Origin of the sequence: Aliiruegeria haliotis, assembly GCF_003003255.1 — a bacterium.
Classification (GTDB): domain Bacteria; phylum Pseudomonadota; class Alphaproteobacteria; order Rhodobacterales; family Rhodobacteraceae; genus Tropicimonas; species Tropicimonas haliotis.
The window spans coordinates 155,985-181,531 of sequence record NZ_PVTD01000003.1 but is presented as its reverse complement, the minus strand read 5'-3'; the positions used below and the strand labels follow the sequence as shown (position 1 = coordinate 181,531).

Annotated in this window: 26 protein-coding genes; 19 read left to right on the top strand and 7 right to left on the bottom strand. The window is 63.0% G+C overall.

Translation table 11 applies throughout. The features are described from left to right. The first annotated feature begins 11 nt into the window (after positions 1–11). The 5 genes from CLV78_RS10090 (at position 12) to CLV78_RS10070 (ending at position 4,528) form a co-directional block, all read left to right on the top strand. Positions 12–569, top strand: a complete 558-nt coding sequence (locus tag CLV78_RS10090; RefSeq protein WP_106204684.1) for a TlpA disulfide reductase family protein — start codon at positions 12–14, stop codon at positions 567–569. Between the two features lie 533 nt (positions 570–1,102). Then, a complete protein-coding gene (locus CLV78_RS10085; protein ID WP_106204683.1) occupies positions 1,103–1,573 on the top strand; it encodes a hypothetical protein in 471 nt (156 codons plus the stop codon). A 45-nt stretch (positions 1,574–1,618) separates the two neighbouring features. Beyond that, on the top strand, positions 1,619–2,029 hold the full coding sequence (locus tag CLV78_RS10080) for a hypothetical protein (RefSeq protein WP_106204682.1): 411 nt from the start codon (positions 1,619–1,621) through the stop codon (positions 2,027–2,029). Next, entirely contained in the window at positions 2,026–2,961 is a 936-nt protein-coding gene (locus CLV78_RS10075; protein WP_106204681.1) for a sterol desaturase family protein, read from the top strand. The genes CLV78_RS10080 and CLV78_RS10075 overlap by 4 nt, the downstream gene beginning before the upstream one ends. 313 nt (positions 2,962–3,274) lie before the next feature. Then, complete coding sequence (locus CLV78_RS10070) at positions 3,275–4,528, top strand: DEAD/DEAH box helicase (protein WP_106204680.1); 1,254 nt, start codon at positions 3,275–3,277, stop codon at positions 4,526–4,528. Between the two features lie 82 nt (positions 4,529–4,610). On the opposite strand, the gene CLV78_RS10065 is transcribed toward CLV78_RS10070, so the two are convergent. Further along, the gene (locus CLV78_RS10065; protein ID WP_106204679.1) at positions 4,611–5,183 is read right to left on the bottom strand and encodes a DNA-3-methyladenine glycosylase I; all 573 of its coding nucleotides are present in this window, start codon (positions 5,181–5,183) and stop codon (positions 4,611–4,613) included. A 111-nt stretch (positions 5,184–5,294) separates the two neighbouring features. On the opposite strand from CLV78_RS10065, the gene CLV78_RS10060 reads away from it, so the two are divergent. The 3 genes from CLV78_RS10060 (at position 5,295) to phbB (ending at position 8,651) form a co-directional block, all read left to right on the top strand. Further along, positions 5,295–6,140: an EAL domain-containing protein gene (locus CLV78_RS10060; RefSeq protein ID WP_106204678.1), complete on the top strand. Its 846-nt coding sequence runs from the start codon at positions 5,295–5,297 to the stop codon at positions 6,138–6,140. A gap of 442 nt (positions 6,141–6,582) precedes the next feature. Further along, positions 6,583–7,758: an acetyl-CoA C-acetyltransferase gene (locus tag CLV78_RS10055; RefSeq protein WP_106204677.1), complete on the top strand. Its 1,176-nt coding sequence runs from the start codon at positions 6,583–6,585 to the stop codon at positions 7,756–7,758. 167 nt (positions 7,759–7,925) lie between these two features. After that, positions 7,926–8,651, top strand: a complete 726-nt coding sequence (gene phbB, locus CLV78_RS10050) for an acetoacetyl-CoA reductase (RefSeq protein ID WP_106204676.1) — start codon at positions 7,926–7,928, stop codon at positions 8,649–8,651. A 68-nt stretch (positions 8,652–8,719) separates the two neighbouring features. Here the strand turns inward: phbB and CLV78_RS10045 are convergent, their stop codons facing one another. Then, positions 8,720–8,902, bottom strand: a complete 183-nt coding sequence (locus CLV78_RS10045; RefSeq protein WP_106204675.1) for a hypothetical protein — start codon at positions 8,900–8,902, stop codon at positions 8,720–8,722. A gap of 121 nt (positions 8,903–9,023) precedes the next feature. Here CLV78_RS10045 and gcvA point away from each other — a divergent pair, with 121 nt between their 5' ends. Next, the gene (gene gcvA / locus CLV78_RS10040; RefSeq protein ID WP_106204897.1) at positions 9,024–9,965 is read left to right on the top strand and encodes a transcriptional regulator GcvA; all 942 of its coding nucleotides are present in this window, start codon (positions 9,024–9,026) and stop codon (positions 9,963–9,965) included. Beyond that, the gene (gene yddG, locus CLV78_RS10035) at positions 9,962–10,849 is read left to right on the top strand and encodes an aromatic amino acid exporter YddG (RefSeq protein ID WP_106204674.1); all 888 of its coding nucleotides are present in this window, start codon (positions 9,962–9,964) and stop codon (positions 10,847–10,849) included. Before gcvA ends, yddG begins: the two co-directional genes overlap by 4 nt. Here yddG and CLV78_RS10030 read toward each other — a convergent pair. The 3 genes from CLV78_RS10030 to CLV78_RS10020 form a co-directional block, all read right to left on the bottom strand. Then, positions 10,836–11,003, bottom strand: coding sequence for a YdcH family protein (locus CLV78_RS10030; protein ID WP_106204673.1), 168 nt, complete (start codon positions 11,001–11,003; stop codon positions 10,836–10,838). The genes yddG and CLV78_RS10030 overlap by 14 nt on opposite strands. Positions 11,004–11,155: 152 nt before the next feature. Next, entirely contained in the window at positions 11,156–11,905 is a 750-nt protein-coding gene (locus CLV78_RS10025; RefSeq protein ID WP_106204672.1) for a tRNA1(Val) (adenine(37)-N6)-methyltransferase, read from the bottom strand. A gap of 1 nt (position 11,906) precedes the next feature. Further along, complete coding sequence (locus CLV78_RS10020; protein WP_106204671.1) at positions 11,907–12,128, bottom strand: putative signal transducing protein; 222 nt, start codon at positions 12,126–12,128, stop codon at positions 11,907–11,909. A gap of 56 nt (positions 12,129–12,184) precedes the next feature. Between CLV78_RS10020 and CLV78_RS10015 the strand changes: the two genes are divergently transcribed. The 5 genes from CLV78_RS10015 (at position 12,185) to CLV78_RS09995 (ending at position 18,793) form a co-directional block, all read left to right on the top strand. Continuing rightward, positions 12,185–13,186, top strand: coding sequence for a polyprenyl synthetase family protein (locus tag CLV78_RS10015; RefSeq protein WP_106204670.1), 1,002 nt, complete (start codon positions 12,185–12,187; stop codon positions 13,184–13,186). Between the two features lie 127 nt (positions 13,187–13,313). Next, positions 13,314–14,582, top strand: a complete 1,269-nt coding sequence (lysA, locus tag CLV78_RS10010; protein ID WP_106204669.1) for a diaminopimelate decarboxylase — start codon at positions 13,314–13,316, stop codon at positions 14,580–14,582. Positions 14,583–14,628: 46 nt separating this feature from the next. After that, positions 14,629–17,229, top strand: coding sequence for a TIGR02302 family protein (locus tag CLV78_RS10005; RefSeq protein ID WP_106204668.1), 2,601 nt, complete (start codon positions 14,629–14,631; stop codon positions 17,227–17,229). 72 nt (positions 17,230–17,301) lie between these two features. Next, positions 17,302–18,234: an L-lactate dehydrogenase gene (locus CLV78_RS10000; RefSeq protein ID WP_106204667.1), complete on the top strand. Its 933-nt coding sequence runs from the start codon at positions 17,302–17,304 to the stop codon at positions 18,232–18,234. 232 nt (positions 18,235–18,466) lie between these two features. Continuing rightward, the gene (locus CLV78_RS09995) at positions 18,467–18,793 is read left to right on the top strand and encodes a DUF3775 domain-containing protein (protein ID WP_106204666.1); all 327 of its coding nucleotides are present in this window, start codon (positions 18,467–18,469) and stop codon (positions 18,791–18,793) included. Between the two features lie 128 nt (positions 18,794–18,921). Here CLV78_RS09995 and CLV78_RS09990 read toward each other — a convergent pair whose 3' ends face one another. Continuing rightward, positions 18,922–20,064, bottom strand: coding sequence for a saccharopine dehydrogenase C-terminal domain-containing protein (locus CLV78_RS09990; protein WP_106204665.1), 1,143 nt, complete (start codon positions 20,062–20,064; stop codon positions 18,922–18,924). Positions 20,065–20,075: 11 nt separating this feature from the next. Then, positions 20,076–21,131 (bottom strand): saccharopine dehydrogenase, encoded by a 1,056-nt coding sequence (locus CLV78_RS09985; RefSeq protein WP_106204664.1) that lies wholly within the window; start codon positions 21,129–21,131, stop codon positions 20,076–20,078. 273 nt (positions 21,132–21,404) lie between these two features. Here CLV78_RS09985 and CLV78_RS09980 point away from each other — a divergent pair, with 273 nt between their 5' ends. The 4 genes from CLV78_RS09980 to CLV78_RS09965 all read left to right on the top strand — a co-directional run bounded on the left by CLV78_RS09980 (position 21,405) and on the right by CLV78_RS09965 (position 25,464). Further along, complete coding sequence (locus CLV78_RS09980; protein WP_245924973.1) at positions 21,405–23,339, top strand: long-chain fatty acid--CoA ligase; 1,935 nt, start codon at positions 21,405–21,407, stop codon at positions 23,337–23,339. Next, complete coding sequence (locus CLV78_RS09975; protein ID WP_106204662.1) at positions 23,336–23,590, top strand: hypothetical protein; 255 nt, start codon at positions 23,336–23,338, stop codon at positions 23,588–23,590. Before CLV78_RS09980 ends, CLV78_RS09975 begins: the two co-directional genes overlap by 4 nt. Beyond that, entirely contained in the window at positions 23,578–24,396 is an 819-nt protein-coding gene (locus tag CLV78_RS09970) for an ABC transporter ATP-binding protein (RefSeq protein WP_106204661.1), read from the top strand. Before CLV78_RS09975 ends, CLV78_RS09970 begins: the two co-directional genes overlap by 13 nt. Positions 24,397–24,510: 114 nt before the next feature. Beyond that, on the top strand, positions 24,511–25,464 hold the full coding sequence (locus CLV78_RS09965) for a branched-chain amino acid ABC transporter permease (RefSeq protein WP_106204896.1): 954 nt from the start codon (positions 24,511–24,513) through the stop codon (positions 25,462–25,464). The last annotated feature ends 83 nt before the right edge of the window (positions 25,465–25,547 follow it).

The following is a 25,547-nucleotide window of genomic DNA, read 5'->3' as shown; positions in this document are numbered from 1 at the left end:
CGGAGGTAGGAATGAAGCATCTATTGGCCGCGATGGTCTATACGGGGCTTGCTGTCTTGGCAAACCCGGCGTCTGCCGACGTGGAAACGGCCGCCGCGCTGCGTGAGGGCGACATGAAGAAGCTGGTGCTGCACGAGGCGCCGAAGGACGCAATCGATGTCGTGGTCGTCGATATCGCGGGGCAGTCGTATTCGCTGGCCGACAAGCGCGGACAATGGCTGGTTGTGAATTTCTGGGCCACCTGGTGTGCGCCCTGCCGCAAGGAGATGCCGACACTCTCGAACCTCCAGACGATGATGGATGGAAAGCCGGTCGAGGTCGTCACCATTGCAACCGGGCGCAACAACCCGCAGGCGATCCGGAAATTCTTCGAGGATATCGGTGTGACAAACCTCCCGGATTACCTCGATCCAAAGCAGAAGGTGGCGCGGCAGTTCGGTGTCATGGGGCTTCCGGTGACGGTGGTTCTCGACCCCGAAGGGCGCGAGGTCGGCCGCCTCATTGGTGATGCGCACTGGGACAGCGACAGCGCCTTGGCAATCCTCGAAGCGCTCGCCGCGGAGGGATAAGCCACGCGGCATGAGCAGTTGACAGGCCAACTCTGGGGCCGGTCTGCCTGCCGCTTGTGCTGGTGCGTCGGGAGAGCCGCCCACATCCACGCCCGGGGTGGCTTGCGAGCCAGGACGGTCGGGCGGAAACTGCCGCATGGCCCACCACGTTCCCGGCCCACTTGGACTGCAATGCAGAGGGGCGAAGACAGGCATTCCGACGAGACTGAAGCGGGTTCGTCCTCGCCGTCTGTGGCGGCATTCTTCCCGACGCGGCAGGCGAGCGGAGGGTGACTTTTGCCTGCAACAATGTGCTCGTTGCGTGGCAAACGCCCTTTGCTGCTGGTATCTGGGCCCATTCGGCAACACTTTCCGTCAACCGGCGATTTCCCGTTTGGCCATGATCCGCCGATACGGTGTAATGAGCGGGAAATTGCCGACAGAGAGCATGCGCCAGATCAAATCACAAATCCCGACGCGGAAACCAGTGCGGAGCGCATACGCTCCGTTGCTTCCCGTCGCGCGATTCCTGGCAGGTCGGAGGGAGTAGGCGGATGCCATACCGCTACCAGATCCATCCTGACCCCGGGCTTCTTGTGATGCGATACGTCGGCCATACGACGATGCAGGACCAGCGCGACCTGGTCACCGACGTCACCTCGGATCCGGACTGGCGGTTCGGACTGCCGATGTTTCTCGATTCCTCGCAGATGACCGGGACCGATATTACGGTGCTCAGCCTGATCTCCCTGCGGGACCGGTTTCGGCCGCTCTTTACCCAGGTCGACCAACCTGTGCTCTGGGCCCAGTACGCGCCAAACGACCTTGCTTTCGGCATGAGCCGCATGACGCAGGAAATCATGGACGAAATTCCGACGGTCAACATGGAGGTCTTCACCGACCTTTCGTCGGCAGTGACCTTTCTTGGCGTTGAAGGCGAGGTCCACGGGCTGCTGGAAAGCATCGGCATTGCGGCCTCGGACCTGTCACATGGGCACGCGCCCGTGACGCTACGACGTCTTTGACAGCGACGCCTCTGCGCGGCAACCCTCCGGGCGGAGGTGTCATTCATGCCATTGGAGATACTGCTCGTCCTCGTGGTCGTCGGAATCGTCGGGATTGCCTTGCTGACCCATCTGTCAGGACGCTCCATTTCGCGCCGTCTCTCTACCCCGTCCGATGCTCTAGCCGCGTGGGAACGCGAGTTTCCCGCGGATCCTGCCTGGTTTGCGACACTTGCCGCAGGTGGCCATTCCGCGCTGGTCGAGGCGCAATCCGGTCCGGGGATTGTCTGGGTCATGGGGCTGGATACCACTGCGCGGCCCCTCGCGGGGGCCCGGGTGCAGCAAACCGCCGACGGTCTTGACGTTCGGTTTCCCGATTTCGGCGCGCCTCGGCTCCGTGTTCACCTCGACGAAACCTCCGACATCTCCGCATGGAGTGCCATCCTCACCGAGGAAACCGGGAGCCTGCCTGCATGACTGACCAACTGTCCTATCCGGATGTCGTCAACTTCGCCGTCCCTGTCTTCATTGCCGCGATCCTTCTGGAACTGACATGGATCGCCGTCAGGCACCGCGGCGGCCGGTACGAGACACGCGACGCCGTCACCTCGCTGATCATGGGAGCTGGCAGCGTTGCTTCGGGCATCCTGCTGGGCTTCATTGCGTGGGGCTTCTTCATGGCGCTCTGGGCGATCACGCCATTCGACCTGGGAACCTCCTGGGGGGCGGTCGCTGTGTGCTTCGTGCTCGATGATTTGCGCTACTACTGGGTTCACCGCTTCGGCCACCGCATCCGTTGGGTCTGGGCCAGTCACGTCAACCACCATTCCTCCCAGCACTACAACCTGACGACGGCGTTGCGACAGACATGGACGGGGACATTCACCTTCATGATGATCGTCCGAGCGCCGCTGATCCTGGCGGGGTTCCACCCTGCGATGGTGCTTTTCTGTGGCGGTCTGAACCTGATCTACCAGTTCTGGATACACACCGAGGCAATCGGGAAGATGCCCCGCTGGTTCGAGGCCGTGATGAACACGCCCTCCCACCACCGCGTGCATCACGGACGCAATCCCCGCTACCTTGATGCGAACTACGCTGGTGTTTTCATTGTATGGGACAAGTTGTTCGGCACGTTTGTTCCGGAACTGAAGGACGAGAAGCCGGATTATGGGCTGGTCCACAACATCGGCACGTTCAATCCGCTTCGCGTGGCCTTCCACGAATGGGTGGGCATTTTCCGCGATGCTACGCTGCCGGGATTGAGCCTCCGCGAGCGGCTCCTGTACTGCGTGGCGCCCCCGGGCTGGAGCCACGACGGCTCGCGGCTGATGTCGGAGGGGATCAAGGCCGAGCACCTGCAACGCCACCCCGAGGACCGTGGCTCGCCGGGGTTCGAGACCCGCTGATGTAGCGATCCGGATGCCCCCGCCGAAGGTTACGGGTTGACTTGGGCACCTGCAGGCCCCAAGTGGGGTCAATCGACGCCTCTGCCGCGTGAGCAGACGATGGCTCTCCCTCTCCGGGATGAAGCGGCGCGATACTTCCCAGGTTCCCAAATCACGCGGGGGTCCGCCGCGGTGACGGCATTCCGGGCAGTTCGGCCCGCCGCCAGTGCACCGTGGAACCCGACTGCGATCCGCCGCCCTGTCCGGACGGCGACGTTCCCGTTTCTGCCGCCGGTCCGATACGGCCGTCCGGCCCCAAAGGAAATCCATCCGAATGACATTCGAAACCCTCGGCCTCCAGCCGCGCCTCGTGACCCGCCTTGCCGAACAGGGCATCACCGAGCCGACCCCGATCCAGACACAAGCCATCCCGCATGCTCTCGAAGGACGTGACGTGATGGGAATCGCCCAGACCGGCACCGGCAAGACTGCCGCCTTTGGCCTGCCTATGGCCCACAAGCTCCTGAAAGCTGGCACCAAGCCGGATCCGAAGTCGGTGCGCGGCCTGATCCTCGCGCCGACCCGCGAACTGGCCAAGCAGATCTCCGACAACCTGCGCGCCTACACGGAAGGTACGCATCTCAAGGTCAATCTCGTCGTCGGCGGTGCCTCGCTCAATGCGCAATCCCAGCGGCTGCAACGCGGCTCGGATCTGCTTGTTGCCACGCCGGGTCGCCTGATCGACTTGATCGACCGCAAGGCGGTTCGCCTCGACCAGACCCGCTTCCTCGTCCTTGATGAAGCCGACCAGATGCTCGACATGGGCTTCATCCACGCGCTGCGCCGCATTGCCCCGCTTCTGCGCAAGGACCGTCAGACCATGCTATTTTCCGCCACCATGCCGAAGCTGATGGCGGAGCTCTCGAGGGCTTACCTGACCGATCCGGTCCGCGTGGAGGTTGCCCCTCCGGGCAAGCCCGCCGACAAGGTCACCCAAGGCCTCCACTTCGTCCAGCAGGCAGAGAAAACCGCGCTCTTGATCGAGCACCTCGACGCTCACCGCGCCGAACTGGGCCTCGTCTTCACCCGCACGAAGCACGGCGCCAACCGGCTGGCGAAATCCTTGGAGAAAGCGGGATACGCGGTCGGGGCCATCCACGGCAACAAGTCCCAGGGACAGCGTGAACGCGCAATCAAGGCCTTCCGCGACGGCGAGTTGAAGGTGCTGGTGGCAACTGATGTCGCCGCCCGCGGGCTCGACATTCCGGGCGTGCGCCATGTCTACAACTACGATCTGCCCAACGTTCCGGACAATTACGTCCACCGCATCGGCCGCACCGCGCGTGCCGGTCGTGACGGTCGCGCCGTGGCCTATTGCGCGCCTGCAGAAATGTCCGAGCTGAAGGCGATTCAAAAGACGATGGGACGGGAAATCCCGGTCCTCGGCGGCACCCGTTGGGGTGGCGACGGCATCGAGACGCAGGGGCGGCAATCCCGCGGCAATGGTCCCGGAAAAGGGAACGGGCGTGGCAAGCCCTCCCGTGGACAGTCGTCTAGAGGCCGCTCCCGCGGTCGCAAGGCCGCCTGAGGTCACCAAACCGGGTCTCGGTCGCCCCCTCGTTGGGGCGGCAGAACACAGGCAACTTCGTCGGCGCAATTGGCCGCGCTGGCTATTGTCCCATCGCCGCGCAATCCGCATGGCGTGGGCAACCAACCAGATGATCGTTGATCAGTCCCGTGGCCTGCATGAAGGCATATACGATTGTCGGCCCGCAGAAACGGAACCCGGCAGACTTCAGGTCCCGCGAAACCCGTTGCGAGAGGGGCGTCTGTGCGGGTACGTCCTCCAGCCTCTGCCACCGGTTTTGCAACGGTTTGCCGTCCAGCCGATCCCAGAGGAAGGATGAAAACCCGGTCGCTTCCTCGATTTCGAGGAACGCCCGGGCATTTCCGATGGTGGCTTCGATCTTGCCACGATGGCGGATGATGCCCGGGTTCTTCAGAAGCGTCTCAACCTCCCGATCGCCCCAGGTCGCAATCTGTTCCGGGTCGAAACCGCCGAATGCGTCGCGGAAGTTCTCCCGCTTCTTCAGTATCGTGATCCAGGAAAGACCGGCCTGGAAGCCGTCCAGAATGAGCTTCTCCCAAAGCGTGCGACTGTCGCGGATCGGCACGCCCCATTCGGTGTCGTGGTAGTCGATATAGATCTGCTCGGGCCCGGCCCAGCCGCATCGTTCGCCCATTCTCCGCCTCCAGTTCCCGGCATTTTCCGCAAATTGGAACAAAAGGCGAAGCTTTACCACTCGTTCATGCCCCGGTGCACAAATGGGGCAGACGAGTTGGTGGAGTCGGACATGCAGGCAGTGGCAGACGGGATCGCTCCGGGAGCGTTGGAGGGAGTCGGCAATCCTCTCGCGGCGGCCGTGACAGTGCGGGACAAGAACATCCTCGCGATGGTGCGCCGGTCGTTGGAACGGCGGGATGTCCTTCTCGCGTATCAACCTGTTGTCGACGCGAGATCGCCCGAGAGAATCGCGTTTTTCGAGGGGCTGGTCCGTGTCCTTGACGATACGGGACGGGTCATTCCGGCAGCAGAATTCATGGGTGCCATTGAATCAGACGAGATCGGGAGGATGATAGATTGCATCTCGCTGGAACTCGGTCTTGCCGCGTTGAAGGCGGCACCGGGGCTGCGGCTGTCGATCAACATGTCGGCGCGTTCCATCGGCTACCCCCCGTGGATGGAGGCATTGACCCAGGGGCTAACCGACCGGCCTGAGGCGGCAGAACGACTGATCGTGGAGATCACGGAGAGCTCGGCAATCCTGCTGCCAGATGTTACAATGGTGTTCATGCAGAACCTGCAGGACCGTGGGATCTCCTTTGCACTCGATGATTTTGGCGCTGGCTACACGGCCTTCCGCTACCTGCGGGACCTTGATTTCGACATTCTCAAGGTCGCGGGGGAGTTCATTCGGGGGATTCATGCAAACCCGGACAACCAGGTTCTGACCCGGGCGTTGATCCACATCGCCGAGGAGTTCGAGATGTTCACGGTGGCCGAGTCCGTTGAGAACGCGGAGGATGCCAATCTTCTGTCGGCTTTCGGTGTCGATTGCATGCAGGGCTACTACTTCGGAGTTCCAACGACCCAACCGACCTGGGACGCATTTCCGGAGAGCTTCCGGAAGGCCGTCTGAGGGGCTGCCGAAGGCAGGGTTTCGACAAGCAACCGGGCTTTCGTTTCCTGCCGGTGGGGGGCGCCTTCCTGCAATGGAAGCGTGCTCCGCCAATTGTTGTCCCTGCTGGTCACCTCCCTTTTCAAAAGGTGGCCGACAAAGGGGCACCTGGCGAGGTGCTGCCGTCAGTACTTTGCCTGCCACGGACTGGCTGCGCAGATCCCTAACGGCTGTCTTGCGGATTCGAAGGCAGCAGCTTTCGCTTGTGTTCCCTTTTGGGGCGGGCATGTTCGCTGGAACCCTGTTTTGCCGCGCTCCTGCGGAGGAACACCCAAGGTGGGACATGCTGTCAGTTGCCACATCGAAACGCTCCCCCTAACCAAGTCTTGGACCCGAGGGGCATCGGGAGGTTGCCGCACCGGCAGCGCGGCCCCTCCTGTAGATGACTTGAAGAGGAGCCATCATGACCAATGTCGTCATCGCCTCGGCCGGCCGCACGGCCGTCGGATCCTTCCTGGGATCGTTTGCCAATACCCCTGCCCACGACCTCGGCTCAGCCGTTCTCAAGGCCGTCTGCGAGCGCGCGGGTGTCGACCCGTCGGAGGTGTCGGAGACGATCCTCGGCCAGGTCCTGACCGCAGCACAAGGGCAGAACCCGGCCCGGCAGGCCCATATCAACGCCGGTTTCCCGCAGGAATCCGCGGCTTGGGGGATCAACCAGGTATGCGGGTCCGGCCTGCGCACCGTGGCGCTTGCGGCCCAGCACATCATGCTCGGTGATGCCTCCATCGTCGCCGCCGGCGGGCAGGAGAACATGTCCATGTCGACCCACGCCGCCGCGCTGCGCGCCGGTCAGAAGATGGGCGACATGAAGTATATCGACACCATGATCAAGGACGGTCTGTGGGATGCCTTCAACGGCTACCACATGGGCCAGACCGCGGAGAACGTGGCCGAAAAATGGCAGATTTCCCGCGAGCAGCAGGATGAGTTCGCCTTGGCCTCTCAGAACAAGGCCGAAGCGGCTCAGAAAGCCGGGAAGTTCGCCGACGAGATCGTCCCCTTCACCATCAAGACCCGCAAGGGTGAGACGGTGATGGACGCCGATGAGTACATTCGCCACGGCGCCACTATCGAGAACATGCAGAAACTGCGCCCTGCCTTTGCGAAGGATGGGTCGGTGACAGCGGGCAATGCCTCCGGCATCAACGATGGCGCAGCGGCGGTGCTCTGCATGTCTGCCGACGAGGCCGAGAAGCGTGGCATCGAGCCGCTCGCCCGCATCGCATCCTACGCCACGGCCGGTCTCGACCCGTCGATCATGGGCGTTGGTCCGATCTATGCCTCCCGCAAGGCGCTCGACAAGGCCGGTTGGTCGGTCGACGATCTGGATCTGGTCGAGGCCAACGAGGCCTTCGCGGCACAGGCCTGCGCGGTGAACAAGGATATGGGCTGGAACCCGGAGATCGTGAACGTGAACGGCGGCGCCATCGCCATCGGCCACCCGATCGGTGCTTCCGGTTGCCGGGTGCTCAACACGCTCCTGTTCGAAATGCAGCGCCGCGACGCCAAGAAAGGCCTCGCCACTCTGTGCATCGGCGGCGGCATGGGCGTAGCTCTGTGCGTCGAGCGTCCGTAACCGATCGGTCGCAGGCAAAGAAATCCGGGGCGCCGCATTTGGCGCCCCTTTTATGAATTCGAAATGATCAACTTGAAGCGGCAGGATCACCGCGCAATAATGTTGCGTAAGTTGCGGCGCTCGATTTAACGGAGTTGCCAAGTATTACGCCAAGCTGGAGGAACACCATGGCTAGAGTTGCAGTCGTCACCGGGGGGACCCGTGGAATCGGGGCCGCCATTTCAATCGGCCTCAAGGAGGCGGGCTATGAAGTCGCTGCAAACTTCGGGGGCAACGAGGAAGCCGCCGCAAAGTTCTCCGGCGAGACCGGTATCAAGACCTACAAGTGGTCTGTTGCGGATTACGAGGGCTGCGAGAATGGCATCAAGCAGGTCGAGGCGGACCTGGGACCGGTCGACGTTCTGGTCAACAATGCCGGCATCACGCGGGATGCCATGTTCCACCGCATGTCCGTGCAGCAATGGAACGACGTGATCGACACCAACCTGCACGGCGTCTTCAACATGACCCACCCGGTTTACCCCGGCATGCGCGAACGTAAATGGGGCAGGATTGTCAACATTTCCTCGATCAACGGCCAGAAGGGTCAGGCGGGTCAGACAAACTATTCCGCGTCCAAGGCAGGCGACCTGGGGTTCACCAAGGCGCTCGCACAAGAAGGTGCGCGCTTCGGTGTGACCGTGAATGCGGTTTGCCCGGGCTATATCGGCACGGAGATGGTTCGGGCCATCGACGAGAAGATCCTGAACGAAAAGATCATTCCGCAGATCCCGGTTGGCCGCCTGGGAGAACCGGAAGAGATTGCCCGTTGCGTGGTTTTCCTCGCCTCCGAGGATGCCGGTTTCATCACCGGGTCGACGATATCTGCGAATGGCGGTCAGTTCTTCGTCTGATACGCACTTCAGCTTTGATCGAATGCGCCCCCGCCGATGCGATTGGCGGGGGCGTTTCGTTTCCAGGGTCAATGGCCGGCGGGAGAGCCCTGCGGCGACTTTCGCCACCGGCGGGTGCCAACCTGCGGCAAGGACAGGGAACGAATCGGGCGGGTGATCGCGGCGAGAAGGTCGGCGAAGGCCTCGGCGCGTTCATGATGGGCGCGCTCGATAGCGTCGCGGTGTGCGGTGGTTGTGGCGACTTCGAACATCTTGCGATCTCCCGTTCTCGGTTTCGGTTCAGCATTCCTTGACTGTTATCAATATCGGTTGTGGTTTGGCCGCTGACAAACGAGACTTCTCATGGCTTCAGTTTAGTATTACTTGTCTGAAATGACCGACCGCCTGCCGCCGCTGACCGCATTGAGAGCCTTTGAGGCCGCTGCTCGCCACATGTCTTTCGCAAAGGCTGCAGGCGAGTTGGGCGTTACACCTGCTGCGTTGTCGTTCCAGATCAAGTCACTGGAGGAGCATTTGGGTCAGCCGGTTTTTCGCCGGTTAAATCGCGCGGTAGAGCTCACAGAGGCGGGGGAGGCACTGGCGCCGGGATTGTCGGACGGCTTTGATTCGCTGCATCGGGCCTGGCGGCATACGCGGCGGCTCGGCAATGACACCAACCTGACCGTGACAGCCGGTCCGGCCTTTACGGCGAAATGGCTTGCACCGAGGATGTACGACTTCGCACGCATGAACCCGGACATCGAGCTGCGGTTCTCTGCAAGTCTGCATTTTGCCGATCTGGAGCGCGACGACGTGGATGTCGCCATCCGTTTCAGCGCAGAACTCCCGACCGGTCTGCATTGCGAAGAATTCATGCGGGACTGGATGACGCCAATGATGTCACCTGCGATGGCAGAGCAGGTCACAGCGCCCGAAGATCTGTTCGCCCTGCCGCTTATCCACCAGGATTACGCGACAATTCACCGGGCGCAGATCAACTGGGATGTCTGGTGTCGCGCTGCCGGGCTTGGCACGCCCCCGCCGGGTGGGCCGCGCTTCAGCCAGGCAGATCACGCGGTGGATACCGCTATTGCCGGCGGCGGGGTCGTGCTGGGTCGGATCTCGGCGGCCAGCGAGGCGATGGCGGCCGGGCTACTCGTCGCGCCCTTCCCGCTGACCATCTACACCCGTGGATCCTATCGCATCCTCTGCCTGCCATCGGCACGGCAGCGGCGAAAGGTTGCGGCCTTCATCGATTGGTTGCATGAGGCGGCGAAAGACATGGTGCGCCTGGAAGACGGGCGGGATTTCAGGGAGCCGGACAACCTTTCATGACACGTATGCGCGCCACCGCAACAGGTTTCATTGCAGTGCTGCTTTGGGCTCTGCTTGCACTCTTCACTGTCGGTAGCGCCCCCGTGCCGCCCCTCCAGCTCACCGCGATGAGTTTTGCCATCGGGGGTGCAATCGGCCTCCTTTGGACCTTGCTCGGAGGTGGATACAACCGGCTGCGCAGAGTTGGATGGAAGGTCTATGCGTTCGGCACAATCGGCCTTTTCGGATACCACTTCTTCTATTTCTCCGCGTTGCGGCTTGCTCCGCCTGCGCAGGCGGGGTTGATTGCCTATCTCTGGCCTCTGTTGATCGTGCTGATGTCGGGGTTGCTGCCCGGCGAGCGACTTCGTGCAGGGCACTTGATCGGTGGCGCGCTCGGGTTCGCAGGGGCCGCCCTGATCATTCTCGGCGATGGGGCCGAACTCGGTGCCGGCGCCTTGCCGGGCTTTGGCCTGGCATTGGTTTGTGCCTTTTTCTGGTCCGGCTACTCCGTGCTGTCGCGAAGGATCGGCCATGCGCCAACGGAGACGGTCGCGATTTTCTGTCTCGCCACGGCGGTGCTGTCTGCATTGGCGCACGTCACACTGGAGCAGACCGCTTGGCCGGACTCGTCCATCGGTTGGGCGAGTGTCGCCGCGCTCGGGATCGGGCCCGTGGGCCTTGCGTTCTATGTTTGGGATATCGGGGTGAAGCAGGGGGACATCCAGCTTCTCGGGGTTGCAAGCTATGCCGCGCCGCTCTTGTCGACACTGGCACTGATCCTTGCAGGTCTTGCGGCGCCGACGCCCAACCTGTTGGTGGCAGCGGCGCTCATCACCGGCGGTGCCGCGCTGGCCGCCTGGGCCAGCACGCGCCGGAGTTCAGACGCTCCTATACAGACGTGAGTCTGGTAATCTCTTCCTTTATCCGGAGCTTCTTCTTCTTGAGTTCTACGATTTCGAGGTCGTCGGAGCCGGGAGCTGCTTGAATTTGTTCCACTTGGGCCGAAAGTGCGGCGTGCTTCTTGCGGAGTTCATCAACGCGGGCGGACTCGGACATGGCCAACTTCTCCTCTCAGGACGATGTACGAATCAAGTGCACCATGAATTCCGCGGCTTGTCACCCGGAACCGGTGTCCCGGGTGAATTTTTTGCATGGGCTCTGTGAAGCCTTGCCGGCAATGACTATATGGGCGGGCCTTGAAAATCGGTTCAGAATCCCGGGAAGGGAGCGGAGCTGCGCAGCACCGCGCGAATGGCCGGGCTGTAGTCCTCACCATCCGTGACGTGCTTCTCGCCCGTGTGCAGCGTGACCGGAGGATGCAGGCGCAGCGGTGCGCGCCCGTTCTTGCGCGCTCGCAGGAGAATCAGGTTGGCCTCACGGCCGGGTCTCGGTTGCAATGGCTGGATCTGGACCGAGCCCAGCGTACCCAGGTCGCAGAGCAGGTCCGCCAGGCGTTCCGTGCGGTGGATGAGGGTCAGCCATCCCTTTGGTTTCAGCCGACGTGCGGCAACATCCATCCATGTTGCAAGCGCCGTGTCCTCCCCCATCGCGGCTTCGCGCGCGGGGTGAGGGGAGGCGTGGCTCTCCGAGCGGAGGAAAAAGGGCGGGTTGGCGATGACGTGATCGTAGCTTTGCTGCTTCACGGCGTCGGGGAGGGTCGCGATATCCGCCGTGACAACTTGAAAATGTGCGCCGGTTTCCGAGGCGTTCCGACAGGCCAGCGCCGCCATATCCGCTTGGCGTTCGACGCCCGTGATGCGCAGGTCGGGCACGCGGACCGAGAGGCAGAGCGCGGCAGTTCCAACGCCACAGCCGAGTTCCAGAATGCTCTCTCCCGCTTTCGCCGGACAGGCCGCAGCAAGGAGCACGGGATCTATTCCGGCGCGATACCCTCTTGCTGGCTGCCAGAGAGAAAGACGGCCCCCGAGGTAGTCGTCGCGAGTGAGCGCCTCGTCCATGTCACCCTTCGTCGCTGACGGTGATATCATTGTCACGCAGCGCCGCGCGTGCGAGGAACAGGTCGCGGTCGCGCACCATCAGGCGGCGCGGCAAAATACCGATCGATCCTTCGAGGACGCTCATATGGACGTCCATTTCGAAGCAGTCTATATCCTCGCCTGCGAGGAGGGATTTCGCGAAGGCGATCACTGTCGGGTCGTTTGTGCGTAAAACCTCTTTCATGGCACTGACTTAAGGGACCCCGGGCCGATTTGTCGAGACGGGGTTACGAGACCGTGATGAGCTTGGACGACGCTTCGCAGAAACCGCATGACCGCCTGGGGCGGCTTCTGGCCGATGATATGGGCCTGGTGAACACGCTGATCCGGGAGCGGATGGCCTCCGAACATGCGCCGCGCATTCCAGAGGTCACGGCGCATCTGGTAGAGGCCGGCGGAAAGCGCCTGCGCCCGATGCTGACGCTGGCGACCGCGCGGATGTGCGGCTACGTCGGCGAGGATCACCTGCGCCTCGCGGCGACGGTGGAGTTCATTCACACGGCGACCCTGTTGCATGACGACGTTGTGGACGAGAGCGGCCAGCGACGTGGCAGGCCGACGGCAAACCTCCTGTGGGACAACAAGTCCTCGGTGCTTGTCGGCGACTACCTGTTTGCCCGTTCGTTCCAGTTGATGACGGAGACGGGCAGCATCCGCGTGCTGGACATTCTCGCCAATGCCTCTGCCACGATTGCCGAAGGTGAAGTGTTGCAGATGACCGCGGCGCAGAACCTTGCCACGGACGAGGAGGTCTACCTCAAGGTGATCCGCGGCAAGACCGCGGCGCTCTTTGCGGCGGCCTGCGAGGTGGGTGGCGTCATCGCCGGGGTTCCGGATGCACAGGTGGCTGCGCTGAACGCCTATGGCGACGCGCTGGGGATCAGTTTTCAGATTGTCGACGACCTGCTGGATTATGGTGGAGATGCCTCCGCGACCGGCAAGAATGTCGGTGACGATTTCCGGGAGCGGAAGCTGACAATGCCCGTCATACAGGCGGTGGCCAAGGCCGATACTGCCGAGCGCGCGTTCTGGCAGCGCACGATCGAGAAGGGACGCCAGGAAGATGGTGACCTGGAGCAGGCCCTGGCGCTGATCGCGAAGCACGGTACGATGGACGCCACCCGGGAACAGGCCGTGCTCTGGGCCGATCGGGCCAAGGCGGCTCTGGACGTTTTCCCGGACAGCGACATTCGCGGGATGCTGGTCGATTTGGCCGACTATGTCGTGGCGCGGGTACGCTGACAACGGCACATCGGTCTTCAACCGTTGCGTCGCAAGCGGTTGCCGGGGTCGAGTTATGCGCGGATTGCCTTGGCGTGGCGCTGTGATATGACCGGCCTCCGGACGACAAACGACGAAGGGCCGCCCGATGGATCATTTTCTTTACCGTGACGGCGTGCTCCATGCCGAGGATGTGCCGGTGCCCGAAATCGCGGCGCAGGTCGGGACGCCATTCTATTGCTATTCCACCGCGACGCTGCAACGCCATTTTCGGCTGTTTGACGAGGCGCTGGACCCGCTGGAGCACCTTGTGTGTTTCGCGATGAAGTCGAACTCGAACCAGGCGATCCTTAAGACGCTGGCGGCGATGGGTGCAGGGATGGACGTGGTGTCCGGCGGCGAATACGCCCGGGCGAAGTCCGCGGGCGTTCCCGGCGAACGCATCGTTTTTTCAGGTGTCGGCAAAACCGCCGAAGAGATGCGGGCCGCGCTTGAGGGCGGGATTCGTCAGTTCAACGTCGAAAGCGAACCGGAAATGGAGGTGCTGAACGCGGTGGCGCTCTCCATAGGGGCAAGGGCGCCGATCACGTTGCGCATCAACCCGGACGTCGATGCAAAGACCCATGCGAAGATCGCAACTGGAAAGTCAGAGAACAAGTTCGGTATTCCGATCGCGCGGGCGCGGGAGGTTTATGCCCGTGCGGCCGCCTTGCCCGGGCTCGAGGTGATCGGGATCGACGTGCACATCGGCTCGCAACTGACGGAGCTGGAGCCATTCGAACAGGCCTATCGCAAGGTGGCAGAGCTGACAGCCGTCCTGCGGGCCGATGGTCACGATATTCGTCGGCTTGATCTGGGCGGCGGGTTGGGAATTCCTTACGCGAGGTCCAATACTGCGCCGCCGCTTCCCAGCGAGTATGGCGAGTTGATCAAGCGAACGGTCGGCGATCTCGGCTGTGAAGTGGAGATCGAGCCGGGGCGGCTTATTTCCGGCAACGCGGGGATCATGGTGAGTTCGGTGATCTACGTGAAGAATGGCGAAGGGCGGGATTTCCTGATTCTCGACGGCGCGATGAACGACCTGATCCGGCCGTCGATGTACGATGCGCATCACGATATCGTTGCCGTTCAAGAGCCCGAAGCCGGGAGCGAACAGGTGCCGTTCGACATCGTCGGGCCGGTTTGCGAAAGCGGAGATACCTTTGCGAAACAGCGCAATATGCCGGTCCTGACGGCGGGTGACATGGTGGCGTTTCGCTCCGCTGGGGCCTACGGGGCGGTGATGTCCTCCGAATACAACACCCGGCCGCTGATCCCGGAGGTCTTGGTGAATGGGGATCAATTCAGTGTCATCCGGGCACGTCCCACCTTTGACGAAATGATCGCGCGAGATAACATTCCCGAGTGGCTCCTGTAACGGGGCTGCCTTCGGGCCCGGGTTGCGGGCCTCCGAAAGGAGCGACATGGATCCCGACGCCGCCCACGTGCGCGCTCAGAAACGGCTGGTCAGGCCGCTGCGGCTGACCCGCATCGGCATGGTGGCGGAGCGGTTCGTGCACGCGTTCTGGCCGGTCTGGTCGATTTTGTTCGCGGTGGCGACGGTTGTCCTTCTGGGCCTTCACGAAACCGCGCCTCTTGAGATCGCCTGGATCATTGCACTTCTTGCGCTGGTAGGAAGCATCTGGTTTGCTATCGCAGGCATTCGAAAGTTCCGCTGGCCCAGCCGGGAAGAGGCGATGGCGCGGCTTGACGCGACCTTGCCGGGGAATCCCATTCAGGCGTTGAAGGACAGCCAGGCGATCGGAACCGGAGACGAGGCCTCCGCGGCGGTCTGGGCGGCGCATCTGGAGCGTATGGCGGGTCGCGCGGCGGGGGCAAAGGCGGTACAGCCCGACCTGAACCTGTCCCGGCGCGATCCCTTCGCGCTGCGGTATGTGGCCGCGACCGCGATTGCCGTGGCGCTGCTGTTCGGATCTCTCTGGCACGTGGCAACCGTGGGCGATGTTGTGACCGGTGGAAAGGTCGCCACAACCGCCGCCGGCCCATCGTGGGAGGGCTGGATCGAGCCGCCGGCCTATACCGGCAAACCGAGCCTTTATCTCAACGATATCGATGGCGAGGGGATTGCCGTTCCTGTCGGTAGCCGCGTGACATTGCGGCTCTATGGTGAGGTCGGCGCATTAAGTGTGGATGAGACCGTTTCGGCCCGGGCCGGGGAGGAGGTCGTCCCGGCAAGCGAGCCAAGCCAGGGGTTCGAGATAAACCAATCGGGACGGATCGCGATTCTGGGGGAGGGCGGAAAGGCGTGGTCCATCGATGTCCTGGCCGACCAGCCTCCGATCATATCACTGGAAGGCACCGCCGAGATGGAAGCCAACGGCCGGATGAGCCAGCCATTCCGGGCGCAGGACGACTACGGCGTCGTGGCCGGATCAGGTGTGATCGACCTCGATCTGGCGGCCGTGGAGCGGGTCTATGGCCTTGCCCTCGCGCCGGAGCCCCGTGACCCGATCGAACTGGACCTCCCGATGACGATCGCCGGCGATCGCGCAGATTTCGTCGAAACCCTGGTCGAGGATTTCTCGAAGCATCCCTGGGTCGGATTGCCGGTGACGATCACGCTGAGCGCGGTCGATGCAGCCGGACAGAGCGGGCAGTCGGTCCCCACGGAAATGGTCCTGCCGGGCCGTCGTTTCTTTGAGCCGCTGGCCGCCGCCTTGATCGAGCAGCGCCGGGACCTTTTGTGGGCACGCGGGAACGGCAAGCGGGTTGCGCAGGTCATTCGGGCCGTGACGCACCGCCCGGACGATATCATCCGTGACGGGAGCACCTTCCTGCCATTGCGGGTCGCCCTGCGAAGGCTGGAAGTCGGGATCGCTGCGCCCGACGGATTGTCGGCGGACGTTCAGGAGGAAGTCGCCGAGGCTCTCTGGAACATCGCCGTGAAGATCGAGGAAGGGGACCTGTCGAATGCGCTGGAGCGTTTGCGCCGCGCGCAGGACCGCCTGTCCGAGGCAATCCGGAATGGTGCCACAGACGAGGAGATCGCCCAGTTGATGGACGAGCTGCGCGAAGCGATGCAGGAATACATGCGCCAGCTCGCCCAGCAGCAGGACCCTGACCAGCAGCAACAGCTTTCCGAGAATACGCAGGAGATTACCGGCGACCAGCTTCAGGAGATGCTGGACCGCTTGCAGCAACTCATGGAGGAGGGGCGAACGGCAGAAGCCCAGCAACTCCTCGAACAGCTCCGTCAGATGATGGAGAACATGCAGGTCACGCAGGGCCAGCAGGGGCAGAGCGGTCAAAGCCCGGGCGAGCAGGCAATGCAGGGGCTGGCGGAGACGCTGCGCGACCAGCAGGGCCTTTCGGATGAGGCGTTCCGCGATTTGCAGGAGCAGTTCAACCCGAACCGTGGCCAACAGGGCGAGAGCGGCGAGAACGAAGGGCGGAACGGCGACATGGGCCGCGGCCAGAGCCATGAGGGCCAGAACGGACAGCAGCCCGGCGGCCAGCAGGGGCAGGGCGGAAATCAGGGGCGACAAGCCCAGGATGGACAACCCGGTGAAGGATCCCTTTCGGAGCGCCAGGGGCAACTGCGCCAACGGCTCGACTCGCTGCGTCAGAACCTGCCCGGCGCGGGAACCGAACAGGGCGATGCGGCCCGGGAGTCGCTTGGCGACGCGGGCCGGGCAATGGACCGGGCGGAGGACGCGCTTGAGAACGATGATTTCGCGGGCGCCATCGACGAGCAATCGCGGGCCATGGAGGCGATCCGCGAGGGCATGCGGAACCTCGGGGAGGCGATGGCGCAGGAGCAGCAGCGCCAGCAGGGCGGACAGGGACAACAGACCGGGCAGGCCGACGGCGCCGACCAGCGCGACCCGCTGGGACGCCGCGCAGGAACGTCAGGTAGCTTCGGGACCGAGGAGAACCTGTTGCAAGGCGACGATATCTACCGCCGCGCACGGGAGCTTCTTGACGAAATCCGTCGGCGCTCCAGCGACCGGGAACGCCCAGAGCTGGAGCTGGACTATCTTGAGCGCCTGCTCGATCGGTTCTAGCCGGGTCTGTCATGGCCTGACATCTCAGGCATGCTATGGCTTGGGCCAGAACCCGTTCAGGAGAGTAAACCCATGAAAGTTGGCATAATTGGCGCCGGCATGGTCGGCAGCACGGCGGCCTACGCGATCGGCCTGCTCGGCGTTGCACATTCGGTGGTTCTGGTAGACCTCGACCCGGCCATGGCGCGGGCGCAGGCCGAGGATATCAGCCACGGAATGCCATTTGCCTCCACCACCATAGTGACCTCGGGTGGCTACGAGGATCTTGCCGGCGCGGAGATCGTCATCCTCGCCGCCGGGGTCGGTCAGAAGCCGGGTGAAAGCCGGCTGTCGCTCCTGTCGCGGAATGCGGATGTGTTCCGGGCTGTCATTGGCTCGATTCTGTCCGTGGTCCCGGACCCGATCCTTCTTGTGGCGTCAAACCCGGTAGACATCATGACGACGGTTGCACGACGCCTGTCTGGCCTGCCGGCGCATCGGGTGATCGGGTCAGGCACAATCCTCGACACCGCGCGTTTCCGAAGCCTCCTGAGCCGTCATGTCGGCCTCGCGCCGCAATCGATCCATGCCTACGTGCTGGGCGAGCACGGCGACAGCGAGGTTCTGGCCTGGTCCGGGGCGCGTGCGGGGAACATGTCGCTCGATGCCTTCGCGGCCTATGCTGGGGCGCCGATCACCGAGGATATCCGGCGCCAGATCGATGACGGCGTGCGATACGCCGCCTATTCCATCATCGAGGGCAAGGGGGCGACATACTACGGGATCGGCGCCGGGCTTGCGCGGCTCGTGGGGGCGATTGTCAGTGATGGGAAGGTGGTCATGTCCGTCTCTACGGAGACCAATGGCATCGCTGGATTGCCTCAGGTCGCATATTCGATCCCTCGGGTGATTGGCCGCCGCGGGGTCGAGCTTGATCTAGCACCCGACATCAACGATGCCGAACGCATGGCCCTGGAGCGCAGCGCCACGCTCCTGAAAGAGACCGCGCAGGCCTTGGGAACCTAGATCGCGCAGGCCTTGCAAGGCGGGCCTGAGCGAGCGTTCGCCCCACCCGCTCCGGATGGCGCGACGGCCAGCTGGAGATGGGCGGTCAAGCCAGCGCCGTGGTCGCCCAGGCGGCGGCCGTTTTCGCGGTTTCTGCCCGTTCGGTGCCACTGATTGCATTCTCACCCACGCTTCCCCTTGCCTCCGCCGCCGTGGCGCGAGAAAAAGGAGGAACAAGAACAGGGGGAAATCCATGCTCGACATCAGCAGCGGTAAGGTCGTCAGGGTCGTTGCCCTGTCCCGCGAATACGGGCCGGAAAGCGGTCATCTGCGGGACTACATTTCCGGACTGAATGTCGATGAGCAGGTCAGCCTCGTGGCGTTGATGTGGATCGGGCGGGAGAGCTTCGCGGCCGACGAATTGGAGGATGCGCTGTACACCGCCCGGCGCGAACGAACCGCCCCGACGGAGGACTACCTGTCGGGAATGCCGGAGCTGGCCGACTTTCTGGAGGACGGTATGGATGCGCTGGGTATCAGCGTGGCCGACGAGGAAGACCGCCTGCGCGAGCGGGACTGACTCAGGCGGCGATGGCTCCGGTGGCGCCGCAGGCGCTTGAACGCTGCGCGCCTTTGGCGCGCCCGGCCCCAAACCGTTGAGACGCGAAAGCGTCGATGCGGGAGGGGCACCCCCCGCCCCCAATGCCGTCAGGTGAGATGATCGACGATTTCCAGTCGTTGCGCCTGTACGTCGACATCTTTCAGCCAGCGCTGCAACAGCTTCGGATCCTTCGGCGCGGCGGAGACCCCGACCGGGATCTCGCGCGCGGTCACGGCCTCGACGGCATAGGACACTGTCTGTGACACCAATCGCGCCATTGCGCTGCCCCGCGCGTCGCCCCAGGCATCCATCACGTAGGTCTTGTGATAGCCTGGAACACCGTCCTGGCTGACCTTCAGTCCGACACAGAGCACAACGCGGTCCGGTTCGCCTTCTGCATAGGCATGATCGGCCCAGAACTGGTCCGACATCTCCTTGAGGCGCGCATCGCCCCCTGCGCCCTCAAGGGTCTCGATCTCGGCGAAGACATCCGACCAGGCATCCTGCCAGCCATTGAGGCGCAACGTTCCGCGCACGAACTCGCGCACTTTCCAGCCCTCCTCGAACCCGTACTCCGCCATGAATGGCAGAGAATCCCGGTTCGGGTAGACTTCGAAAGTCTCGGGTTGCGGCAGCGGCGCGTCATAAGAGGTGATCGCATCCCAGGGGCGCGCCACTTCAAGCGTGGAATAGTCGCGGATCGACCGCGAGGGCGAGCGCAATGCCTTGAGCACGCCGAGAGGCGACCAGCTGAACTTGTAGCGAAAGGCGTTGGGTTCCTTCGGAACGCCACCACAATAGGAGATGAACTCGTACTCCGCGCCTGGCCGCACGTGACCGCCGGCGCGCATGTCTGCCACAAGCCAATGTGCCATCAGGTGATCGATCCCGGGGTCCAGCCCGACTTCGTTCACAAGACACACCCCGGCGATCCGGGCAGGTTCGTTCAGTGCCGCCATTTCTGGCGAAATGTAGCTCGAAGAAACAAAATGCGCCTTGGTGTCGATGCAAAGCTCGGCCAGCGGCACGTGCCAGTCGCCCGGCAGCATGGAGACCACGACGTCCCCGGGGTGCAGCGCCTCGGCCAGCACGGATATGTCGAACCGCTCGATCCAGTCGGTCAGGTCGCCCACGGCGTCCTGTGCCTTGTCGACCGTCCGGTTCCAGACGCAAATATCGTGTCCGGCTTCCAGCAGCCGCCGCAACCCGGGAATGGCGCTCAGACCGGTGCCGCACCAGTGAATGGTCATTGTTTCTCTCCTCAGATGGTGGCGACGTGGGTGTCGAATTCCGCCTTTGCCCGTGCCCAGACGCCGGCATCCAGCCTGTCGAGAGTTTGGAGCGAGGGCAAGAGCTGCGTGGCATAATCCTCCGAGCTTTCCACCGGCAGCATGGAGGGCAGATTGTCGATCGCGGTGACATCCAGCACCGGGTCGTCATGTACGCGGAGTGCCGGATCGGCCCAGTCGGTCACCCGGTCATATACCTTGATCGGGGAGAAGTCGCTCGACGGGTCGCAGGCGATGTCGCCGATAACCGACAACTTGCGGGGCGATGAGGGCGCGGAGGCCGGAACGAAGACCGGTGTGCCGGGTCGCGCGAGGATGCAGTTCAGGAACACGGTGTGATCGAGGACTTCCGGGAAGGGCCCGCCATGCGCGGTTTCCTCCATGTCCCAAAGGGTCGATGCAACGCCCATCGCCGCGCAGAGGTCTGCTGCGCCGGTGCCGACACGGCCCTTGGCACCAATGATCAGCGCATCTGGCCGGGCGGCACCGGTCGCCGAGATCTCGGCTTCCAGGTCGTCCAGCATCGCCTGCTTGTCGGGATAGACGTCGACCGGGCCGCAGAGTTCGCCCCGCTGCTGGGCCGCCCAGCATTTGAGGGACACGGCGGCACCGGCAAATCCGGCCCAGTAGCCGAACGCGGCCACGCGGCGACCTGCCGCGTCCACGAGGTATTCGAGGTCGTAGAGTGTGCCGCCTCCGGCCTTGAACTGTTTCAGCAACTCGCGCCCGTCCGCCTGCCCCTTGTAGGCATGACCGAACATGATGTGGCGGTGCCTGAGCGGCGTGCCGTCCAAGGGCAGTTCTTTCAGGCCGAAGACGATGGCATCCCGGGGCGCCTCGCGCCAGCTGCCGGGGCGGGCGATCGCTGCGCCAGCCGCGCGGTAGCCATCGATCGGGATCCGGCGCACCGGACTCTCCTCGACGGTCACCTCGAACCCCTTCGACAGCAATGACTTCACGCCCTCGGCCATGATCCCCACGCGCTCTTCGTTCGGCCTCTCTTCGGCCCGTACCCAAAGATGTGTCATTGCGTCCCCGCTGGTTCGTTCCGTCTCTCCTAACCTGCCCGTCGCGGGGCGTCCATGAGGCGACGGCGCGCGCTTTGCTGCCGCAGAAGAAATGCTGCAATGGCAAAGTAAACAAGGGTGGGGGCGTTATTTGAACGCCCGTTCAAAAAACATTTGACGATTCCCCGAATCCCGGCCCTATAGTGGGACATGCCGCAAGGCAGGTGTGTGGAGGCGCACCAGGGGAGGATAGATTTGACCGCAACAGCAACGCCCTCGGGCGGTCTGTGTTCGATGCCCGCGCTCCTGCGTCGCAACGCGCGGGAATACGGCGACAGGCCCGCCTACCGCGAGAAAGAATACGGGATCTGGCAGAGCTGGACCTGGGCCGAAGCCCTCGACGAGATCGAGTGGCTGGCGATGGGGTTCCTGGCATTGGGCATGAACCGGGGCGATCACGTTGCCATCATCGGGCGCAACCGTCCCGATCTCTACTGGTCGATGATCGCGGCACAGATGTGCGGCGCCGTGCCGGTGCCACTCTATCAGGACGCCGTGTCCGAAGAGATGGCCTATGTCCTTGAGCATTGCGGTGCGCGCTTCGTGGTCTGCGGCGATCAGGAGCAGGTCGACAAGGTGATCGATGTGCAGGATCGGCTGCACCAGGTCGATCATGTGCTGTACCACGACAAACGCGGCATGCGGAAATATGACCACGAGCACCTGAACTGGCTTCAGGACATCCGTGACGAGGGGAAGGCGGCACATCATCGCCACGAGGAGCAGATCCACCGGCGCGAAGCCGAACTGGACTACGATTCCACCTGCGTGATGCTCTACACTTCGGGCACTACGGGCAAGCCAAAGGGCGTGGTGCTGTCCAACCGAAACATTATCGAGACCTCCAAGAACTCCAGCGAATTCGACCACCTGCGCAGCGAGGACGAGATCCTTGCCTATCTGCCGATGGCATGGGTCGGAGATTTCATCTTCTCCATGGGGCAGGCGCTCTGGAACGGGTTCTGCGTGAACTGCCCGGAGAGCAGTGAAACGATGATGACCGACCTCAAGGAGATCGCGCCGACCTATTACTTTGCCCCACCACGGGTGTTCGAAAGCCAGCTCACCCAGGTGATGATCCGGATGGAGGATGCCAGCCCGACGAAGCGGTGGCTGTTCAAGCGTTGCATGGACCTGGCGAAACGCGTGGGGCCGGCGATTCTCGATGGCAAGCCGGTGGGCACACTGGATCGTCTGCGCTACGCGTTTGGCGAGTTTGCGATCTTCGGCCCGCTGAAGAACACGCTGGGTTTCTCGCGGGTCAGGGTCGGCTACACTGCGGGCGAAGCCATCGGGCCGGAGATCTTCGAGTTCTACCGGTCGCTCGGCATCAACCTGAAACAACTCTACGGACAGACTGAGGCTGGCGTGTTCATTGCCCAGCAGCCCGACCACGAGGTCCGGGCGGATACGGTTGGCGTGCCCAGCCCGGGCGTGGAGATCCGAATCGACGACACCGGTGAGATCTTCTATCGCTCGCCCGGCGTTTTCGTGGAGTACTACAAGAACCCCGAAAGCACCGCCTCGACCAAGGACGCGGAGGGCTGGGTGGCCACCGGCGATGCCGGGTTCTTCGAGGAGGGGACTGGGCATCTGCGGATCATCGATCGCGCCAAGGACGTGGGAAAGATGGCCGACGGCCACATGTTCGCTCCCAAGTATGTCGAGAACAAGCTGAAGTTCTTCCCGGATATTCTGGAGGCCGTGGTTTTCGGAAACGGCCGCGACTATTGCACGGCCTTCATCAACATCGATCTGACGGCGGTGGGCAACTGGGCGGAGCGGAACAACATCGCCTATGCATCCTACCAGGAACTTGCAGGCCACCCGCAGGTCCTTGAGACCATCCGTTCCCATGTGGAGGATGTGAACCAGTCGGTAGCGGAGGACGACATGCTCTCTGCCTGTCAGATTCACCGGTTCCTGGTGCTGCACAAGGAACTCGACGCGGACGACGGGGAGATGACACGGACGCGAAAGGTGCGACGGCGGATCATCGAAGAGAAGTACGCCGATCTGATTACGGCTCTCTACGATGGCTCCGAAATGGTCTCCACAGAGACCGAGGTGACATACGAAGATGGGCGCAAGGGCAGCATCTCTGCGACGTTGAAGGTCGTCGATGCCGCGACCGTCGTACCCCGGCATCACAAGGTGGCCGCCGAATGAACGAGCAGCGGCCATCTCTCCCGGTCTACATCACCGTGCCCATCAGCCTGGTCGTGATCGTGCTCGCCCTGGTGGGTGAGGCTCCGGCCGGGGTGCGTGGCGCGCTCATCGGCGCGGCATTCGCAATCCCGATACCGTCGTTGGTGCCGCGTCCGCCGAAGGTCTGGATCCATGGCGCGCTTATCGTCATCTCCATGCTTGCCGGTGCCATTATTTCTGGATTCATCTGGGGGCAGGGATGGACGCTTTGACAGAGGGTTACGTCACCGAGGACGGCCGGCGGATTGGCGGCGTCCTGATGGAGATGAAGAACATCACCCTGCGCTTTGGCGGCGTGGTTGCGATCAAGGATATCTCTTTCGACATCCGCGAGGGCGAGATCCGCGCGATCATCGGACCGAACGGCGCCGGGAAATCCTCGATGCTCAACGTCATCAGCGGGTTCTACCATCCGCAAGAGGGAGAGGTCTGGTACAAGGGCGGCGTGCGGCCTTCCATGAAACCCTTCGAGGTGGCGCGGCAGGGCGTGGGGCGTACCTTCCAGAACATCGCTCTTTTTGAGGGTATGACGGTGCTCGACAATGTCATGACCGGTCGCCTGACACATATGAAGGCTTCGATCTGGGAGCAGGCGATCTGGTGGGGGAAGGCCGAACGCGAAGAGGTCCACAACCGGGAACAGGTCGAGAAGATCATCGACTTCCTGGAGATCCAGTCGATCCGCAAAACCCCGGTGGGCAGGTTGCCTTACGGGCTGAAGAAACGGGTCGAACTGGCGCGTGCGCTGGCCGCGGAGCCGAGCCTGCTGCTGCTGGACGAGCCCATGGCCGGGATGAATGTCGAGGAGAAAGAGGACATGTCCCGCTTCATCCTTGATGTGAACGACGAATTCGGCACCACCATTGCCCTGATCGAACACGACATGGGCGTGGTGATGGATCTGTCGGACCGTGTGGTCGTGATGGACTATGGCAAGAAGATTGGCGACGGGACGCCGGACGAGGTGCGCTCCAACCAGGATGTGATCGATGCCTACCTCGGGGTGGCCCATGACTGAGCGTCCGTCGGTTCATTCTAGGGTCGGCCCCCGGACAGCCCCGGTCGAGACGCGGAAAACACATCCGGGACATTCGGTTCCTGTGCAAAAACTTGCGGGAGATGCGGCATGGAACTGCTGAACAAGATCTTCGTGGCACCGTTCGCGGACATGATCGCGGCACCTGACTTCCTGATGCAGGTGCTCTGGGAAGGGCTGGTATCCGGCGTGCTCTATTCGCTGATCGCGTTGGGCTTCGTCCTGATCTTCCGCTCCAGCCGGATATTCAATTTCGCCCAGGGCATCATGGTGGTGTTTGCCGCCCTCACTCTGGTCGGGCTGCACGAGATGGGCGTACCTGCCTGGATCTCCGTCGCTCTGACGCTCGGCGTCATGTTCCTGCTGGCCGTAACCATCGAGAGGGTTGTGTTGCGGCCGTTGGTCGGGCAGCCGGATATCATCCTGTTCATGGCCACCATCGGGATCACCCTGTTCCTGATCGGGTTTGGCGAGATCATCTTTGGCGGCGAGAACAAGGTTATGATCACCTCGGAACTCGGCATTCCGACCGGGGACATCGTGCTGGAGCCGTTTGGCGGGCTGTTGATCCTGCAGCACATCGACATCACCGCGGTGCTGGTTGCGGCGACGCTGGTCGTCTCGCTCCTGCTGTTCCTGAACAAGACCCGCATGGGCCGTGCCATCCGGGCGCTGGGTGACGACCATCAGGCGGCGTTGTCGGTTGGCATCAGCCTTCAGACGATCTGGGTGCTGGTCTGGTTCATCGCGGGGATTATCGCGCTGGTCACCGGCATCGCCTGGGGCAGCCGCGCGGGGGTATCCTTCGCGCTGGAAGTGATCGCCTACAAGGCACTCCCCGTTCTGATGCTGGGCGGGCTGGAGTCGATCACCGGCGCGATCATCGGCGGGCTGATGATCGGGATGCTGGAGAAGCTTTTCGAGATCTACTGGGGCGCACCGCTGCTCGGTGGCAACACCGAAAGCTGGTTTGCCTATGTGCTGGCGCTGGTCGTGCTGCTGTTCCGCCCGCAGGGGCTGTTCGGCGAGAAGATCATCGAGAGGGTGTGATGAGACGATGGCGCCGCCCGGGGCTGGTCGCCCGGAGGCGCATCGAACACGTAGAGGAATTCACCCCGTCGGGGCGGTGCGCA